The sequence below is a fragment of the Streptomyces sp. NPDC058663 genome (assembly GCF_042716745.1).
Classification (GTDB): Bacteria; Actinomycetota; Actinomycetes; order Streptomycetales; family Streptomycetaceae; genus Streptomyces.
This window is the reverse complement of record NZ_JBHXRV010000027.1, coordinates 37,139-54,701: the sequence shown is the minus strand read 5'-3', so window position 1 is coordinate 54,701 and position 17,563 is coordinate 37,139. Positions and strand designations below refer to the sequence as shown.

Below are 17,563 nucleotides of genomic sequence, written 5' to 3'. Positions count from 1 at the left end.
AAAGTCACCCCGACACCTCCGCCGCTTGTTCGCTCTTTCGTCGCCCGGCATACCCCTGCCGTGTGGGAAAACGCATCCATGTGCGAAGACGAGCTGATCCCGCCCCGGGCGGACCTGACCGAAGAGCAGTGGCTGCGCGCCGACCCCGAGCTGGCCGAGGGGCCGGTGGGCGACCGGGTACGCGCCATGAGCACGGTCCGCCGCAGGGCCCTGCTGGGCGGGGCGGTGGCGGGAGCCGCGCTGGCGGTGCTGCCCGGTGGCGGCACCGCCGAAGCCCGCCCGGCCAGGGCCCCCCGGGGGGCGGCGCCGGCCGCGGAGAAGTTTCCGCTCCCCGAACACCCCAATTCCGCCGGGGAGTTCACCGTGCTGATCACCGGTGACGCAGGCACCGGAGCGGAGGCCCAGCACGCCGTGGCCGCGGCCGCCCGGCAGGTCTGCCGCAGCGAGGGCATAGGCCTTGCCGTCGGGCTCGGCGACAACATCTACGAGAACGGCCCCGAGTCCGACCACGACTCCGAGTTCCAGTCCAAGTTCGAGGAACCCAACACCGGGATCGACATCCCGTGGCTGATGGTCCTCGGCAACCACGACTGCTCGGGGCTGCTCCCCGGCAGCGGCGGCGACCCCTCGCGCGGCGACCGCGAGGTCTCGTACGCCAGATCCTCCAGGCGCTGGTACATGCCCAGCCGGTACTACAGCGCGGCCCTGCCCGCGGGTGGCGCCGACCCCCTCGTCGAGTTCTTCGCCCTGGACACCAACCCGGTCGCCTCCACCGTCGCGCAGCTCGACCCGCACTACCAGTGGGACGGCCCCTACATGAAGGCTCAGCGCGCGTGGCTCGACGGCGCGCTGGCCGCCTCGGGCGCCCGCTGGAAAGTGGTCCTCGGTCACCACCCGTACCTCAACAACGGGAAGCACGGCAGCGCCGGTTCGTACGACGGTTTCCTGATCGGCCACTACACGCGGGGCATCCACCTCAAGGAGCTGTACGAGGAGGTGGTGTGCGGGCGGGCCGACCTGATCCTCTCCGGCCACGACCACACCCTCCAGCTCCTGGAACCCACCGCGCGCACCGGCGGGACCCGCCAGATCGTCTGCGGCGCCGCCGCCAAGTCGGGCGACGGAAGGGCACATTCCAGCCACCCGGCCACCTGGCAGAACTTCTCCGACCACGGCTTCATGGTCCTCAGGGTCTCCGAGCGGGCGATGACCGTGGACGCGTACACCGTCGACGTCCCCACCCGCACCGCACGTCTCGCGCACCGCACCAGCACCACCGCACCGCTGACGCCGCAGCGGAGCACGGCGGGCGTCACGGGCTGACCGAAACCGTCCGATGCTTTTCGGCACATGCGTGCGAACGACGGGCGGCTGCGTGAGTGCTGCGCGTACAGTCCGGCGGGTACTCCGACACACAAGTGGCAAGAGGTGTCCTCCGTGACGTCCGTGGTCCAGCACATCACCTTCGGCTGCACCGACCCGCACGAGCCGTACGAGCTCGCCGAATTCTGGAGCGAGGTGCTCGGGACCGAGGTCGACGCGATGGACGCACCCGGTGACGACACGGTGGCCCTGGCGCGGGCGGCCGGTGCGCCGGCCCTGCTGTTCGTACGGGCCACGGAGAAGAAGGCGGAGCGCAACGGTGTACTCCTCAGCCTCCGGCCGAAGGGCACGCGCGTCGAGGAGGTACGGCGGCTGACCGGGCTGGGCGCCACCGTGCTGGCCGATCCGGCGGACAGCGCCTGGGTGCTCCTCGCCGACCCGGCGGGCAATGAATTCCGGGTCGGCGCGGGGGAGCGGGACTGGGAGGGCGGCGAGTTCCCGCTGCGGGCACTTGAGGAGCGGCTGCCGCAGCTGCCGGCCTCGAACGTCTCGGCCTCGAACGTCTCGGTCCCGAACGCACCGGTCCCGAACGCACCGGTCCCGAACCTGCCGGTCCCCGGCACCCCGGCCCCGCCTGCCTCCGCCCCGCCCGCGCCGGTTCCGAACGCTGTCGTCCTTCGCCGCACCGACGAGGGCTACCCGGGCGTGCAGGGCGGCACCTTCACCCAGGGAGTCTCCGCCGAGACCGTCGACACCAGGGCCCTGTGCCTGCACGAGGTACGGATCCCGCCGCACACGCGGGGCGAGCCGCACGTCCACGCGGGCCACGAGTCGGCGATCTACATCATCAGCGGCCGCCACGAGATCCACCACGGCGCGGACCTCTCGGTCACCGACGAGATCGGCCCCGGCGACATGGTGTTCATCCCGGCGGACACCCCGCACATGCCGGTCACCGGAGACGAGCCCGTGCACTGCATCGTCGCCCGCACCGACCCGCGCGAACAGGAGTCCGTCCACCTCCTGGCGGACCTCCCGCGCGGCTGACCACCCGGCCGAAGGACCCTGTGCGCCGGGCCCCGCCAGGACACCGGTCCGCTCAGTCCTCCTGGAGCACCAGGCGCGAGCCCAGGGCGTCGACGTCCTGGGCCGTGTTCGAAAGGACCGCCACGGCGCGCCCCCTTGCCCGGTCCAGGCCGACGAAGGAGCGGGAGCCGCCCGTCGCCCCGTTGTGCCAGGTGAGCTCCCGGTCGCCCGCGGCCTGGGTCAGCCAGCCCATGCCGATACGGTTCATGCCCTGCGCGTCGTGGCGCGGGCGGGTGGCGTCGATGCCAGGCGCCCGTTGCTCCAGCACCGCGCCCAGCAGGCGGGACAGGTCCCGCGCCGTCGACAGGACCCCTACCCCGGCCGGTGCGTACCCCGGCGAAATCCACGGGGCGACCGCCCGGCCGTCGCTCCGGTGCGGCACCGCGTGCCGGGCGGCCGTACCGGGCCCGCGCACCACCGTCGCCGCCATCCCGAGCGGACCGAGCAACTCACGCTCCAGCAGCACCGCATAGCGGTCCTCGCCGTCCGCCGCCGCACCCTTCACCGACTCGGCCAGGGCCTGGCCGAGGAGGGCCATGCCCAGGTTGGAGTACCCGAACCCACCGCGCGGGCCCGTGGGCGTGACCCTCGCAGCCCGCCGCAGGAACTCCGCCCGTCCCATGCCCCGGTAGGGGTCGCGGCCGCGCATGACGGCCAGCGTGAGACGGAGGTTCGCCGGCAAGGAGCCGTGCGGCAGCCGCGGCAGCCCGGAGCGGTGCGACGCGAGTTCGTCCAGCGTGACCGAAGCCGTCGCGGCGCTCGAGAAGCGGTGGCCCGGCAGCAGCTCCGCCACCGGCTGCTCCACGGAGACCCTGCCCGCACCGGCGAGCGAGGCGAGCAGCATGCCGGTGAGGACCTTGGTGACCGAACCGATCTCGAATGCGGTGTCCGGCGTGACCGACTCCCGCGCCCGATCCGTCCCGAGCGCCGCGAAACGTACGCCGCCGGCGTCGACCACGGCCACGGACAAGGAGTGGTAGCCGTCGGCATCCCCGGCCTCCCGCCTGACCCGCTCGACGAGTGCGGGGTCCCCGCTCTCCCGCCCCGGCGCCCATCCGGCGCCCAGCTCGACGGTGTCCCTCATGTCCCTATGCCCCCGTTCCGGCCCGCGTGGCCACGGCACACCGCCGCTTCATGCGGGCGGGCCCGGGAAGTACGTTCCCCGGGCCCGCCCGTTCATGAGTGGATCATAAGTACGAGCCACTGCCCGGCCCCTCGACCGGCGGGTGCGTCCCAGGAGGTGCGCGCCGTCGGCCTTCCGGGCCGCTCCGGGCCACGTCTCACCCGGGGGCGACGCCGCGCGCGTGGGCGGGAGAGCAGCGGGGCCGTCAACCGGACGGAGTGACCCGGGCCGGTCCCACGCCTGCCCACCCGACCCGGGCCGGTCCCACGTCGGTCCCACCCCGGCACGTCCCACGCCCGTCCCACGCCGGCACCGCGCCCGTCACCGGGGCCGGTGTCCGCAGCCCGGCCCAGCTCAGCCCACCCCACGGCCCCTTCCGGCCCCCCGTTAGGGTGAGCTTTCGTCACCTTGAGGAGTCCCGCCGTGGCCGCCCGCCCCCGCCTGCTGTACGTCACCGATCTCAGCTACCCGGCCCGAGGCCGCCGCTACTGCGACGAGGACATCGCACTGTCCTCCCGGCTGCGCGCCGACTTCGACATCGCGCTGTGCCACCCCCTGGACGCGGCCCCGCTGATGGGCGCCTTCGACGCGGTCGTGGTCCGCAACAGCGGTCCCGTACTGCACTACCAGCAGGAGTACGACGCCTTCCGCGCCCGCGCCCTGCGCGACGGCATCCCCGTCTACAACCCGCTGACCGGCCGGGGCGACATGGCAGGCAAGCAGTACCTCATCGACCTCACCGCCGGCGGACACCCGGTCATCCCCACCGTCGACAGCCCGGCCCGGCTGGACTCGCTCCCCGACTGCGAGCTGTACGCGGTCAAGCCGAAGGCAGGAGCCGACTCGCACGGCCTGCGGTTCCTGCCGCGCGCCCAGCTCTCCGGCCTCGCCCTCGACGACGGCGACCTGCTCGTCCAGCCACGCATCGACTTCCGCTACGAGGTCTCCTTCACCTACGTCGACGACACCTTCCAGTACGCCCTGTACGCCCCGGACCCCGACCGGCGCTGGGAACTCGTCCCCTACGAACCCACCGGCGCCGACCTCGACTTCGCCCGGAGCTTCATCGACTGGAACACCCTCGACCACGGCATCCAGCGCGTCGACGCCTGCCGCACCCAGGACGGCGCGCTCCTCCTGGTCGAGCTGGAGGACCTCAACCCCTACCTCTCCCTGGACCGTCTCCCCGACGACCCGGCCCGCGAGTCCTTCGCGACCGCCCTGGCGAGCTCCTTGCACCGGTTCCTGGCCGCCGGTTAGCCACGGCAGCGGACACCTCGGCGCAGGTCACCGTCGTCCGTGCAGGGGAGACCGGTCGCCGTACGTGCAGGGGAGGCGACCGCCGTGCGTGCAGGCGAGGCCCGGTCGACGCGGCAGCGCGCGTTCAGAGCGCGACCACCGTCACCTCGGTGGCCTTGACGCTCGTCCAGACCGGCGTCCCGTCGGCCAGCCCCAGCTCGGCCGCCGCCTGCGGAGTGACCTCGGCGACCAGGTCGGGAGCCTCGGCGGAGGAGATCAGCAGGCGGAGCCTGCTGCCGCTGGAGGTGACCTCGCGCACGGTCCCCGGCCACACGTTACGAGGACTGCCGCCGGGCCGCTCCCGGTGCACCGACACCGCCTCGGGCGCGATGATGGCGAGCGCTTCCGTGCCGTGGGCCGGTGGATCGGCGACCACCAGCAGACCGCCGCCGGGGAGCCGCAGACCACCCTCGGACGCGGTCCCCGGCCAGGCGTTGCGGCCGAGCATCCGCGCCACCCACGGCGACCGCGGATGCCGGGTCACCTCGGCGGGCGGTGCGTCCTGGAGGACGTCCCCGCCGTCAAGTACCAGGATCCGGTCGGCCAGCGACACCGCCTCCACCGGGTCGTGCGTGACGATCAGACACACCCCGCCGAACCCCTCCAGATGCCGGCGCAGGGTGTGACGCACCCGGGCCCGGGTGGTCTGGTCGAGGGCGGAGAGCGGCTCGTCGAGAAGAAGCAGCCGGGGGCGGGACGCCAGCGCCCTGGCGAGGGCGATGCGCTGGGCCTGCCCGCCGGAGACCTCGGCGGGTTTACGGTGCGCCAGCGCGCCCACCTCCAGCCGGTCGAGCCACTCCTGCGCGCTGCGCCGCGCCTGGGCTCGCGGTACGCCCCGGGCACGTAGCCCGTACGCCGTGTTGCTCAACGCGCTCAGGTGCGGAAAGAGCGCACCGTCCTGCGGCACCCAGGCGACACCTCTGCGGTGCGGCGGCAACCCGGTGACATCGGTGCCGCCCAGCCGCAGAGGTACGGCGCGGGCACGGGAGGTGAGCCCGAGGAGGGCGCGCAGGAGAGTGGTCTTGCCCGCCCCGTTGGGGCCCACCACGGCGATGGTGGTGCCCGCGGCGGCGTCCAGGGTGACCCGGTTGAACCCGGTCACCTCGGTGTAGAGGGGCCACCGGTCCTCGGCCGGAGGCGGCGGGGGAGCCGACGGAGCCCGCGTCACCGGGGACGTTGACGGCTCGGACTCGGGCGGCGCCGTCCCGGGTGGAGCCGCGGCCCGGGGCGCCCCCGTCCACCGCCCGCGCAGCCCGATGAGCACGGCCATCGCGACGGCGAGCAGCAGCAGCGACACGGAGGTCGCCGCCTCCGGCTGCTCCTGGAGGAGCAGGTACACCTGGAGCGGCAGGGTCTGGGTGGTGCCCGGCAGATTGCCCGCGAAGGTGATGGTGGCACCGAATTCGCCCAGCGCCCGCGCCCAGGTGAGCGCCGCCCCGGCGATCAGCCCGGGCAGCACCATCGGCATCGTCACCGTGAAGAACACCCGCACAGGGGACGCCCCCAGCGAGGCCGCGGTCTCCTCGTACCGGGGCCGCAGCCCGCCCAGTGCCCCCTCCAGGCTGATCACCAGGAACGGCATCGCGACGAAGGTCGCCGCCACGATCGCCCCGGCCGTCCGGAACGGCAGCGTCAGCCCGAAGGCGCCCTCCAGCCACGGCCCGAGCACCCCGCGCCGCCCGAAGGCCAGCAGCAGCGCGACCCCTCCCACGGTCGGTGGCAGCACCATCGGCAGCAGCACCAGCGAACGCACGAACGCCTTGCCCGGAAAATCCGTCCTGGCCAGCAGCCAGGCCAGCGGCACCCCGAGCAGCAGCGAGAGCCCCAGCGCCCAGAACGACACGAACAGCGACAGCTTGAGCGCCTCGACGACCTCCGGGCTGGACAGATGGGTGCCCAGCTTCCCCCAGGACGTACGGGTGAGGATCCCGACCAGCGGCAGCAGCAGGAACGCCACCGCGAGCAGGGCCGGCACTGCCAGGAGCAGGGGGACGCGGGTACCCGAGGTGCGGGCGCGAGGGCGGAGACGGAGGCGTGTCATCGGCGGTTCCTGTGTTCGTCGGCCGTCGGGGCTTGCTGCCGCGTCCACTCTCGTACGTCCGCGGAGGAACGGCTGCACCGCACGCCGGGGCGGACGGGCCCGGGCGCACGGCGGGCAGAGGGGCGCGGGCGCAAGTCGAGCGGCGCGGGCGCACGGCGTACGAAGGGGGCGCGGACATGCGACGGGTGGCGCGGGCGCATGGCGTGCGAGGGGGCGCGGACCGGCCGGCAGGTGGCCGGTGCGCCTGCCCTAGGGCTTCTGGAAGCCCGCGTCCCGGAGGATCTTCTGCGCCTCGGACCCCGACAGCCAGGCCACGAAAGCGGCCGCGGCCTTTTCGTCCCTGGTGGTCCTGAGCGTGGCGGCCGGGTAGGAGGCGACCGCGTTCTGTGCGTCGGGGATGTCGACGGCGTCGACCTTGGCCGCCGCGCCGGCGGCGTCGGTCCGGTAGACGAGCCCGGCGTCCGCCTCCCCCAGCTCCACCTTGCTGAGAACGGCACGGACGCTGGGCTCCTGGGAGACCGGCCGCACGGTGAGCTGCTGCCCGTCCAGGATCTTCCTGCTGTAGCGGCCGACCGGGACCTCGGGCGCCGCGAGGACCACCTTGAGGTCCCTGGCCGCGAGGTCCCTCAGGGCGGTGATCTTCTTCGGGTTGCCCTCGGCGGTGGCGATGACGAGCCGGTTTCTGGCGATGACGGCCGGAGCACCGGTGTCGGACCCCAGTCCGTCCATCGTCTTCTGGTCGGCGGTCACCAGGGCGTCGGCAGGCACCCCCTGCCTGACCTGTGCGGCCAGTTCCTGGGACCCCGCGAAGGAGAAGGTCACCCTGGTGCCCGGGTGCGCCTTCTCGTACGCCGCGCCCGCGGTCTTGAACACATCGGTGAGCGAGGCGGCCGCGAGCACGGTCAGCCCGGTCCCGGAGCCCTGGCCGGCCGTTTCCTTCCCCGTGCCGTTCCCGCCCGCGACGAGCGGCACGAGGAGGGCGGCTGCCAGCACGAGGAGAGCGGCTGCCAGTAGGGGAAGGACGCCACGGCGGCCGGCGACGGTGGTCTTCATGCGGGACAACTCCTTGCGGGCGGGAAAAGCTGCGCGAGGTGGAACCGGGGGAGAACCACCGTGCGGGGCACGTCGCCGGCGCAGTGGTACGGGAGCCGCCGGTCAGGTGCGGTCGATGTGCACGCTGGTGGACTTCACCCGGGCGGTGGCCTGCATGCCCACCTCCAGGCCCAGCTCCTCGACCGCCTCCCGGGTGAGGAGCGAGACCAGCCGGTGCGGCCCGGCCTGGATCTCCACCTGCGCAGCCACGTCGCCGAGCTTGACCGCGGTGACGATGCCGGGGAAGGCGTTGCGGGCCGAGGTGTAGGAGGAGTCCTCCTCGTCGGCGCCCTGCTGCGCGATCTCGACGGAGAAGGCCGCCAGATCGCGGCCGTCGACCAGTCGTCGGCCTGCGTCGTCGCGATGGGTGGCGATCCGGCCCGCGTCCGCCCAGCGACGTGCGGTGTCCGGGCTGACGCCCAGCAGCCGGGCCGCCCGGCCGATTGAATAGCTCTGCATGTGCGGCAAGGTAATCCACTTTTAGGCTCATCTGCAAAGCCCTGTGTGAATTTACATAGCAAATGCCTGAAGCCGGGAGGATTACCCGAAGGGATTCCCTTGCGCACCCATGGGGGTGAAGTCCGGAGCGACCCATCTCCAGGAACGTTTCTGCAGATACGCCCCTGAACTGCAACGATCATGTCTCAGCAGGTCATTTGCACATTTGTCCTACGGATCGGCTGGTGCGTGTCCCGTCGTTTTCGCCCCTAAAGTCTTGCCGATCCCGTCAACCACTGCGCGGCCCGTGCACTCGTACCGGTCACCGGACCGCCTTCAGTGGACCCGATAATGCGTGCGAGGTGTGATGTCCGGCGAACTCTCCTTCCTCCAGGAACGGTTGAAGGCGTGGCAGGTCCGGCAGGCCGGCTGGGGAGGCCCCCTCTACCGGGGCAGGGCGACCCCAGGAAGTACCGACCTCACCCTCATGTCCAACGACTACCTCGCGATCGGCGGCCACCCCGCCGTACGGGAGGCCCAGCTGCGAAGCCTCCGCGAACAGGGCAACGGCGCCCTGATGTCAGGGGTCTTCACCGGCGACAGGGATCCGCTGCGCCACCTCGAAGCAGCGCTCGCCGACTGGCTCACCGCACCGGCCGTCATGCTCTGCCAGTCGGGCTGGGTCGCCAACATCGGGCTCGTGCAGGCCATTTGCCGCCCCGGCGCCCCCGTCTACATCGACGAACTCGCCCACGCCTCCCTGTGGGAGGGCATCGCCGCGGCCGGTGCCGTAGCCCGCCCCTTCGCCCACAACGACACCGCGCACCTCGAACGCACCATCCGCCAGTACGGACCCGGGCTGATCGCCTTCGACACGCTCTACAGCGTCACCGGCGACCTCTGCCCCCTGCTGGAGCTCACCGCCGTCGCCCGCCGCACCGGCAGCGACCTCGTCGCCGACGAATCCCACACCCTCGGGGTCCTCGGCTTCCAGGGCGCCGGGCTGGTGGATGCTCTCGGGCTCACCGGCCGGGTCGCCTACCGCACGGCCTCTCTCGCCAAGGCCTTCGCCGGGCGCGCCGGGCTGATCGCCTGCGCGCGGGAGGTCGCGGACTACCTTCCGTACCACAGCCCCGGCGCCGTCTTCAGCTCCACCCTGCTGCCGCACGACGTGGCGGGCCTGGCCGCCGCACTCGGCGTACTGAGCACGGCCGACGACCGCAGGAAGCGACTGGAGCACAACAGCCGCCGGCTGCGCGAGGGGCTCACCGCCCTCGGTTACCGGACCGCCCCGAGCGAGAGCCAGATCATCCCCCTCCAGCCCGGCACCGAGGCCGGTGTCCGCCGCCTCCAGCAGGCCCTGGACGCCCGGGGCGTGTTCGGTGCGGCCTTCGTCCCGCCGTCCGTGCCCACCCGGCGCTGCGTCCAGCGGCTGTCCGTGCACAGCGAACTCACCGACGCCGACCTCGACCGGATCCTGCACGCCTGCGAGGCGGTACGGGACGAGGTCGGCCTGCGGGAGTGGAAGTCCACCCGGCGGCGGGACGCGCTCACGCACTGAACCCCGCCCCGTTCCCCGCCACTTCGAGAGAAGAGAACCCCACAGCATGCAGACCACCGTCTCCCGTGAGAGCCACAGCACCGACCACGCCCGGCGGACGACGCACGCCGCGGAAGCCCGCCGGAACCGGATCACCGAGATCGTGTGCGACCGCCTGGAGCTGGAACCCGAGGACCTCGGCGAGGGGGACCTGTTCGTCGAGGAGCACGGTGCGGACTCGCTGGCCCTCATCGGCGTACTGGCCGCCCTGGAGAAGGAGTTCAGGGTCACCATCGACCAGAACGAGATGCCGCGCATGACGTGCCTGCGGGGCGTGCGGCAGGTACTGGCCGAGACGGCGGGCTGGTAACCACGACGATGTCCAGCTGTTCCGACCTCCCCTCCCGGCCGGCCGGGGCCCCTGCCCCGGCGCCCCGCCCCGGGCACCCGGCCGCCACCCGCCGGGTCGTCGTCACCGGACTCGGCGTCCTGTCCAGCATCGGTACCGGCACCGCCGCATTCACCGCGGGACTGCGTGCCGGCCGCAGCGGGGTCACCCCCATCACCGCGTTCGACACCTCGGGCTTCGCCCACGCCAACGGCTGCCAGGTGCCGGACTTCGACCCCGGGCGGCTGCTACGGGTCATCGCACCCGACGACTACGGCCGGGCTGCCCAGTTCGCGGCCGCCGCCGCCCGGATGGCCGTCGAGGACGCCGGGCTCACCGACGACGACCTGCGCGGCGTACGGTGCCAGATCTCCGTCGGCACCACCGACGGCGAGTCCTACGACCTCGACCGCATCACCGAGGCCCATCTGCACGGCGGGCCCGCCGCGGTCGGCGGGCGGGCCGCCCGCCGCATCCCGGCCGCCCGCCTCGGCATCGCCGCCGCCCGCGAACTGCGGCTGGCGGACGCCGAGGTGCTCACCATCGGCACCGCCTGCTCCGCGGGCAACTACTCGATCGGCAACGGGCTCGACGCCATCCGGCACGGTGACGCGGAACTGGCGCTGTGCGGCGGCGCGGACGCGTTCTGCCGCAAGACCTTCGCCGCGTTCTACCGGCTCGGCACCATCGCCCCCGACTGCTGCCGCCCCTTCGACACCCACCGCCAGGGCATCCTCACCGGCGAGGGCGCCGGCATGCTCCTGCTGGAAAGCCTCGACTCGGCACTCGCACGCGGCGCCCGCATCTACGCCGAGGTGCTCGGCTACGGGCTCAACTGCGACGCGTACCACCCCGTAGCCCCCCAGGAGGACAGTGTCGCCCGCTGTCTCCAGCTCGCCCTGGACGACGCCGGGGTGAAGGCCGCCGAAGTCGACCTGATCTCCGCGCACGGCACCGGCACCAAAGCGAACGATGTCACCGAGGCCCGCGCGGTCCGCCGTGTCTACGGCGCCACCCCGCCCCGCACGATCTCCCTCAAGTCGATGCTCGGCCACACCATGGGCGCCGCCAGCGCGCTAGGCGCCATCGCCTGCTGCCTGGCGATCACCCACCGCTTCGTACCGCCCACCATCAACCACCGCACCACCGACCCGGAATGCGCCGTGGACTGCGTACCCAATGAAGCGGTCGGGGCGGACCTGCGCATCGTCCAGAACAACGGACTGGCCTTCGGCGGAAACAACGCGGCCGTCGTCCTCGGCCGCTACGAGGCCCGCCACGAAGCCGCCCGGCACGAAGCCGCCGGGCACGAAGCCGCCGGCCTCGACGCCCGCCCCCGGTCCCGGCACCGCCTCGACGCCCGCCCCGAGTCCCGGCAAGGTGCCGCAGCACGCCCCGAGGCCCGGCGCGCAAGCCGGCACCGTCTCCTGTCCTGACCCCCCCGCGAGGAACGAGCCCATGAACATCACCGCCTGGTCGGCGCTCTCCCCGTACGGGCACGACGCCACCGACTTCACCGCAGGGCTGAGGGCCCGTCGGCCCGCCGTTTCCCTCGTCCCCGGCCACGACGGCAGGCTCGGCTGCCTGGTACCCGACTTCGAACCGCGCACCGTGCTCGGCAGGAAGGGCACCCGGCACATGGACCGGGTCACCGCCCTCGCCGTCACCGCCGTCGGCGCGGTGCTGGCGGACGGTCCCACCGAGGCCGGACCCGACACCGCCCTCGTCCTCGGCACCACCACGGGAAGCGTGCAGTCCATGACGGACTTCACCCGCTCCTCCCTCACCGGCGCGCGCCCCTACGACGTCGAACCCGGAGTCATCCCCAACAGCGTCATGAACTGCGCGGCCGCCCAGTGCGCCATCCGCCACCACATCCAGGGCCCCAACACCACCCTCGCGGGCGGCCGCCCCGCCGCTCTCCTCGGACTGCTCTACGCCCGCCGCCTGCTGCGCGCCGGGCGCGCCCGCACGGTGCTGTGCGGCGGCGCGGAGGAATACTCGACGGCCCGCGCCTGGCTGGAGGCGCGCAGCCGCGACGAGCAGCCCGACGCCGGTGGCGTACGGCCCCCGCTCCTGGGGGAAGGCGCCGCGGTGCTGCGCCTGACCCCGGCCGAACTGCCCTCCGCCCGGGCCCCGTTGGCCAGCGTGCGGGCCGTGCACACGCGGCAGGTTCCCGAGGGCTGCGGGACCGGCGAGACGGTACGGGTGACGGTCGTCGAGGCACTGGCCCGGGCAGGTACGGCGGCGGCCGACGTGTGGGCGGTCACCGGATCGGGCCTGGACGCGGGGGAGACCCGGGCGCTGGACCGGCTCTTCCCCCGGCAGGCCCGCGAGCAACTGCCGGACCTGGGTGCCCTGTTCGGCGACACCGGTGCCGCCTCGGCGGCCCTCCAGCTCGCCTCCGTGCTCGCCTCGGCCGGCCGGGCGCCAGGCGGAGACGCGGTGATCACCTCGGTGGACGGCCAAGGACTGGTGGCGGCCGCCGTCCTGCGCATGGGAGAGGAAGCGTAAATGAACACGCACAGCACGCAGAGCCCGGGCAGCACGCACAGCACGGGCAGCACGCACAGCACGGGCCGGACGGACGCCGCGGACCGCGCGAGGAGCACGGGAGTGGCCCTGGTCAGCGGCGGGTCCCGGGGCATCGGCGCCGCCGTGGTGCTGCGGCTGGCCCGGGACGGCTGGGACGTCGGCTTCTGCTACCGCTCCGAGGAGGAGGCGGCCCGCCGGGTGGAGAAGGAAGCGGGGGAGTACGGCGTACGGGTGCTGGCCGTACGCGCCGACGTCTCCGACGCCACCGAGGCCAAGAACTGGGTGGCCCGCACGGAGGACGAGCTCGGGCCCGTCGGGGCGGTCGTCGCCAACGCCGGCACCACCCGCGACCGGCCCCTGGTCCTGATGTCCGACGAAGAATGGCACCAGGTCCTCGACACCAACCTCGACGGCGTGTTCCACACCTGCCGGGCGGCCGTCTTCCCCATGCTCAAGCGCCGCACCGGCTGCGTCGTCACCCTCTCCTCGGTCGCCGGAGTCCACGGCAACCCCGGCCAGACCAACTACAGCGCCGCCAAGGCCGGAGTCATCGGCTTCACCAAGGCACTCGCCAAGGAGGTCGGCCCGCACGGCATCCGCGCCAACGTCGTCGCCCCCGGTCTCATCGACACCGACATGACCGGCGCCCTGAACGACAAGGACCGCGAACGGCTGCGCAAGGCGGTGGCGCTGCGCCGCTTCGGCACCGCCGCCGAGGTCGCCGACCTGACCGCCTTCCTGGTGTCGGACCAGGCCTCGTACCTCACCGGAAGCGTCCTGGAGGTGCACGGTGGACTCGCACTCTGACCCCCGCCCGGCAGCCGCCCGCGCGCACGTCCCGCACGCCCGGCACCCTTACGACGCGGTGATCGTCGGCGGCGGCATCGGCGGTCTCGTCTGCGGCGCCTACCTCGCCGTCGCCGGCCTGCGGGTCCTGCTCGCCGAACAGCACGACGTGACCGGCGGCAACGCCCAGGTGTTCCGCCGCCGCCGCGCCTACGAGTTCGACGTCGGCATGCACTACGTCGGCGACTGCGGCCCCGGCGGACTGCTCCCCGCCGTCCTCGGCGGCCTCGGCATCGGCCCTGAACGGGTCGCCTTCCGCCCGCTGGACACGGACGGCTTCGACCGGATCGTGCTGCCCGGCACGACGGTCGACGTCCCCGTCGGCTGGGACCACTACCTCAGGCGCCTGTGCGCGGCCCTGCCCGGGGAAGCCTCCGCACTGACCTCCTGCGTCAGGACCCTGAGGGAGATCGCCGCCGATCTGCGCCGCGGCATGACCACCCCGCCCGGCACCGCCCGCGCGCCCCTGTCCACCGCCCTGCTGGCCTGGGGCGCGCGCACCCTCGGCGAGCTGTTCGCCGACCGCGGACTCGGCCCGGCCGCCCGTACCCTGATCGCCGCCCAGTCGGGGAACTACGGAACCCCGCCCTCCACCACCCTCGCCTCCACCCACGCCACCATGCTCGACCACTACCTCCGCGGCGCCTACGCGCCCGTCGGCTCCGGCCAGACCATGGTCGCCTCGCTCGTCGAGGTCATCGAGGCGTACGGCGGCCAGGTGCGCACCCGGTGCCCCGTCGAGCGGATCCTGCTCGCCGACGACCGGCGGGCGGCAGGGGTCCGGCTCGCGGGCGGCGAGCAGGTGCACGCCCCGCTCGTCGTCTCCAACGCCGACTACCGGCGCACCGTCCTGGACCTCTGCGACGGCCGCGGCTTCTCCCCGGCCGTCGTGGAACGCACCCGCGCCGCCACCATGCGCGCCGCGGTCGCCACCGCCTACATCGCCCTCGACCGGCCCCTCGACCTGCCCAACACCAACATCTGGTGGTGGGCCCACACCGACATCGAACGCGCCTACGCGGGCGTCGCCGCCGGCGACGACCCGTCCTTCGCCTTCGTCTCCTTCGGCTCCCTCAAGGACCCCGAAAGCCGCACCGTCTGCCCGCCCGGACACAGCAACTTCCAGGTCATGACGCTGGTGCCGCCCCTGGAAGGCCCGCCGGGCACCTACCGGCGCGACCCCGCCTACACGCACGGCAAGGCACGGCTGCGGGACGCCCTGGTGGACATCGCGGAATCCGTCCTCGGCCCCTTCCGCTCCCGCATCACCCACCTGGAGACCGCCACCGCACACACCAACCACCGTTACGTGCAAGGAGGTTCCGGCACCCCCTACGGCTTCGACGACTGGGGCGGGCACGGCCGCCGCCCCAGCATCCGCACCGGGGTCCGCGGCCTGTACGCGGTGGGCGCCAACTCCAGCTTCGGCGCCGGCATCCTCGGCACCGCCCTCAGCGGCATCGCGGCGGCCGGCCGCATCCTGGAGCGCCCCCTGCTCTCCGAAGTCTGCGCCGGTACGGTCCTGGCCGACCCGGCACGCCTGCCGCGGCGCACCGCGGACTTCGACCCGCTGCGGATCTCGCGCGGACTCGCGCGCCGGGACGCCCGGGGACTGGCGGGCATCGGCCGGGACGCCGCGGCGTCCCGCGGGCCCACCGTGGCGCACGCGGGTGGATCCGCCGGTACGGGGTAGACGCGGTACCGGTCAGGAAGCGGCCGGCCACGCCCCCCGTGCCCGCCCCCCGAGGTCGCCGCCATGAACCACCACTACCGCGCGCCCCGTCACCTGGTCGTCGTGCTGGCAGACACCGTCGACCTCGGCAATGTGTGCGCGGTCCGGCGACGGCTGCACGCAGCCGTCCGCGACGACGACCACCGGCCGGTACTCGTCGACGTCCAGTGCCCGCTGCTCACCTCAACGGCCCTGGGGATGCTCTTCGCCTTCCAGCGCGTCCTGCACGACGAAGGACGCCCGCTGCACCTGCTGGTGCGCCACTCCCTCGGGCTGCGGGTGCTCCAACTGACCGGGCTGCACGCGGTGTTCCATGTGGTCGCGGAGCTCCCCGAACCGCTGGGGAACCCGTGCGTACGGGGCTGGGGCTGAGCGGACGGTCCGAGGCCCCGCGCCGCGCGGGCGTTAGCACCGTACGGGCACGGGGCACCCACAGAAACCGGAGGCCACACCCGGGTGCGGACCGACCCGGGTGCGGACCGGCCCACCCACCGGCACGAAAGAGGTTACGAGTGACCCAGCAAGCCCGCGCGGCCCTGTTCGACGTCGACGGCACCCTCGTCGACACCAACCACCTGCACGTCGTCACCTGGTGGGAGGCGTTCCGCCAGGCCGGCCACGACGTCGCGATGCGCGACATCCACCGCGCCATCGGCCTCGGCTCCGAGGACCTCATCGCCCACCTGCTCGGCGAGAACCGCGACCAGGACGCGGACGAGGATCTGTCCACCGCGCACACCACCCTCTACGGCACCTACTTCGACCGGCTCCCTGCGCTCGCCGGGGCGCGCGACCTGCTGTACGCCCTGCACGACAGGGGCTGGCGCATCGTGCTGGCGACCTCCGCGGGCGGACCCGAGCTCAAGGCGCTGCGCCGGGCCATCGACGCGGACGACGTCATCGCGGGCGTCGCGAGCGCCGACGACGTCGAATCGGGCAAACCCGCACCGGACCCCGTCCACCGGGCGCTGGAGATCGCGGAGGCGGACGCCAAGGACGCGGTGTTCGTCGGCGACACCGTGTGGGACATGAAGGCGGGCACCCGGGCCGGGGTGCACAGCGTGGCCCTGCTCTGCGGCGGCATCCCGCGCGCCGACCTCGAGGAGGCCGGGGCCGCCGCGGTGTACGCGGACCCGGCGGACCTCCTGGCGCAGTGGGACGGAGCGGTTCTGCTACAGCCTCGTCACAGCAGCGGCTGACAGGCAGCCGATTGTCCGGAAATCCGTCCTGAGCTGCCGGAAGGGGGAAAACAAAAGCGTTAGCGGAACGTGAGTGGAACGACAAGGCAGGGGCCGAAGGTGAAGTCAGACCGGATGCCTGCACACGGCATCGACCGACTTCACCGCAGTCCTCAGGGAGCCCCCACATGCGTCACTCCGTTCGCCGCCCCGCCGTCCTCGCCGCGACCGCCTTCGCCGCCCTCGGCCTGACCCTCACCGCCTGCAGCGACGGCACCGGTGCCAAGAGCGAGAAGTCGTCTGCTTCCACCGCGCCCTCCGCCGCTTCGGACGCCTCCGGCACCAAGGACGGGGCGGCGGGTGGCAAGGGCGGCGAGGCGGGCTCGCAGGACAAGGCCGGCCAGGACACCCCCGGCGGTCAGGCCCCCGCCACCCAGGCCGGCACCAAGTCGCCCAAGAAGGACAGCGGCAAGACGCCGGCCTGCACGGTCAACGACGTGAAGGTCAGCGCGGCGAAGCAGGACGGCCCGCCCACCACTCACCTCACGCTGACCGCCAAGAACACCTCCTCGCGCTCCTGCACCCTCCTGCAGTACCCGCTGATCGCGTTCGGTGACCTCCAGACCGCCAAGGACGTCCCGGCCGTCGCCAAGAGCAAGCCGGGCGCCCCGGTCGTGCTGCAGCCCGGCGCCCCGGCCTACGCGGCCGTACGCATCAACAACGGAGGCCGCGAGGAGCAGAACCGCGCCGTGAACTCCTTCCACGTCAACCTCTTCGCGGCCGACGGCCCGGCCGAGGGCAGCAAGACGCTCTCCGTGCCGGGCGGCATCGCCGTCGACGACGCGGTCGCGAAGACCGGCTACTGGACGCCGCAGCTGCGCAACGGCGCTGACGACTTCTGAGCCGGACGCCGCTGAACCAGCGGCAACCGCGGACGGCGGG

General features: G+C 73.2%; 16 protein-coding genes. 12 read left to right on the top strand and 4 right to left on the bottom strand.

Going from position 1 to position 17,563, the window contains the following annotated elements:
- Positions 1–78: 78 nt before the first annotated feature.
- Positions 79–1,323: a metallophosphoesterase gene (locus ACFWVV_RS20735; RefSeq protein WP_384353355.1), complete on the top strand. Its 1,245-nt coding sequence runs from the start codon at positions 79–81 to the stop codon at positions 1,321–1,323.
- 114 nt (positions 1,324–1,437) lie between these two features.
- Positions 1,438–2,370 carry a VOC family protein gene (locus ACFWVV_RS20730; protein WP_384353358.1) on the top strand — a complete coding sequence of 311 codons (933 nt, stop codon included), beginning with the start codon at positions 1,438–1,440 and terminating at the stop codon, positions 2,368–2,370.
- A 52-nt stretch (positions 2,371–2,422) separates the two neighbouring features.
- On the opposite strand, the gene ACFWVV_RS20725 is transcribed toward ACFWVV_RS20730, so the two are convergent.
- Complete coding sequence (locus tag ACFWVV_RS20725; protein WP_384353361.1) at positions 2,423–3,493, bottom strand: serine hydrolase domain-containing protein; 1,071 nt, start codon at positions 3,491–3,493, stop codon at positions 2,423–2,425.
- Between the two features lie 462 nt (positions 3,494–3,955).
- On the opposite strand from ACFWVV_RS20725, the gene ACFWVV_RS20720 reads away from it, so the two are divergent.
- Entirely contained in the window at positions 3,956–4,792 is an 837-nt protein-coding gene (locus ACFWVV_RS20720) for a hypothetical protein (protein WP_384353364.1), read from the top strand.
- Positions 4,793–4,916: 124 nt separating this feature from the next.
- On the opposite strand, the gene ACFWVV_RS20715 is transcribed toward ACFWVV_RS20720, so the two are convergent.
- From ACFWVV_RS20715 to ACFWVV_RS20705, 3 genes are all read right to left on the bottom strand, one after another.
- Positions 4,917–6,872 carry an ABC transporter permease gene (locus ACFWVV_RS20715; protein ID WP_384353367.1) on the bottom strand — a complete coding sequence of 652 codons (1,956 nt, stop codon included), beginning with the start codon at positions 6,870–6,872 and terminating at the stop codon, positions 4,917–4,919.
- Between the two features lie 249 nt (positions 6,873–7,121).
- Positions 7,122–7,925, bottom strand: coding sequence for a molybdate ABC transporter substrate-binding protein (modA, locus tag ACFWVV_RS20710; protein WP_384353369.1), 804 nt, complete (start codon positions 7,923–7,925; stop codon positions 7,122–7,124).
- Positions 7,926–8,027: 102 nt separating this feature from the next.
- On the bottom strand, positions 8,028–8,423 hold the full coding sequence (locus tag ACFWVV_RS20705) for a molybdopterin-binding protein (RefSeq protein WP_384353372.1): 396 nt from the start codon (positions 8,421–8,423) through the stop codon (positions 8,028–8,030).
- A 346-nt stretch (positions 8,424–8,769) separates the two neighbouring features.
- Between ACFWVV_RS20705 and cqsA the strand changes: the two genes are divergently transcribed.
- The 9 genes from cqsA to ACFWVV_RS20660 all read left to right on the top strand — a co-directional run bounded on the left by cqsA (position 8,770) and on the right by ACFWVV_RS20660 (position 17,523).
- Complete coding sequence (gene cqsA / locus ACFWVV_RS20700; RefSeq protein WP_384353375.1) at positions 8,770–9,963, top strand: alpha-hydroxyketone-type quorum-sensing autoinducer synthase; 1,194 nt, start codon at positions 8,770–8,772, stop codon at positions 9,961–9,963.
- A 46-nt stretch (positions 9,964–10,009) separates the two neighbouring features.
- On the top strand, positions 10,010–10,312 hold the full coding sequence (locus tag ACFWVV_RS20695; protein ID WP_384353378.1) for an acyl carrier protein: 303 nt from the start codon (positions 10,010–10,012) through the stop codon (positions 10,310–10,312).
- 8 nt (positions 10,313–10,320) lie between these two features.
- Positions 10,321–11,766, top strand: a complete 1,446-nt coding sequence (locus ACFWVV_RS20690) for a beta-ketoacyl-[acyl-carrier-protein] synthase family protein (RefSeq protein ID WP_384353381.1) — start codon at positions 10,321–10,323, stop codon at positions 11,764–11,766.
- Positions 11,767–11,788: 22 nt separating this feature from the next.
- A complete protein-coding gene (locus ACFWVV_RS20685) occupies positions 11,789–12,844 on the top strand; it encodes a beta-ketoacyl synthase N-terminal-like domain-containing protein (protein WP_384353384.1) in 1,056 nt (351 codons plus the stop codon).
- Positions 12,845–13,672: a 3-oxoacyl-ACP reductase FabG gene (gene fabG / locus ACFWVV_RS20680; protein WP_384353387.1), complete on the top strand. Its 828-nt coding sequence runs from the start codon at positions 12,845–12,847 to the stop codon at positions 13,670–13,672.
- Positions 13,656–15,404 carry a phytoene desaturase family protein gene (locus ACFWVV_RS20675; protein ID WP_384353390.1) on the top strand — a complete coding sequence of 583 codons (1,749 nt, stop codon included), beginning with the start codon at positions 13,656–13,658 and terminating at the stop codon, positions 15,402–15,404. The genes fabG and ACFWVV_RS20675 overlap by 17 nt, the downstream gene beginning before the upstream one ends.
- Before the next feature lie 63 nt (positions 15,405–15,467).
- Positions 15,468–15,815, top strand: a complete 348-nt coding sequence (locus tag ACFWVV_RS20670) for an STAS domain-containing protein (protein ID WP_384353394.1) — start codon at positions 15,468–15,470, stop codon at positions 15,813–15,815.
- 140 nt (positions 15,816–15,955) lie between these two features.
- On the top strand, positions 15,956–16,642 hold the full coding sequence (locus ACFWVV_RS20665; RefSeq protein WP_384353397.1) for an HAD family hydrolase: 687 nt from the start codon (positions 15,956–15,958) through the stop codon (positions 16,640–16,642).
- 167 nt (positions 16,643–16,809) lie between these two features.
- On the top strand, positions 16,810–17,523 hold the full coding sequence (locus ACFWVV_RS20660) for a DUF4232 domain-containing protein (protein ID WP_384353400.1): 714 nt from the start codon (positions 16,810–16,812) through the stop codon (positions 17,521–17,523).
- The last annotated feature ends 40 nt before the right edge of the window (positions 17,524–17,563 follow it).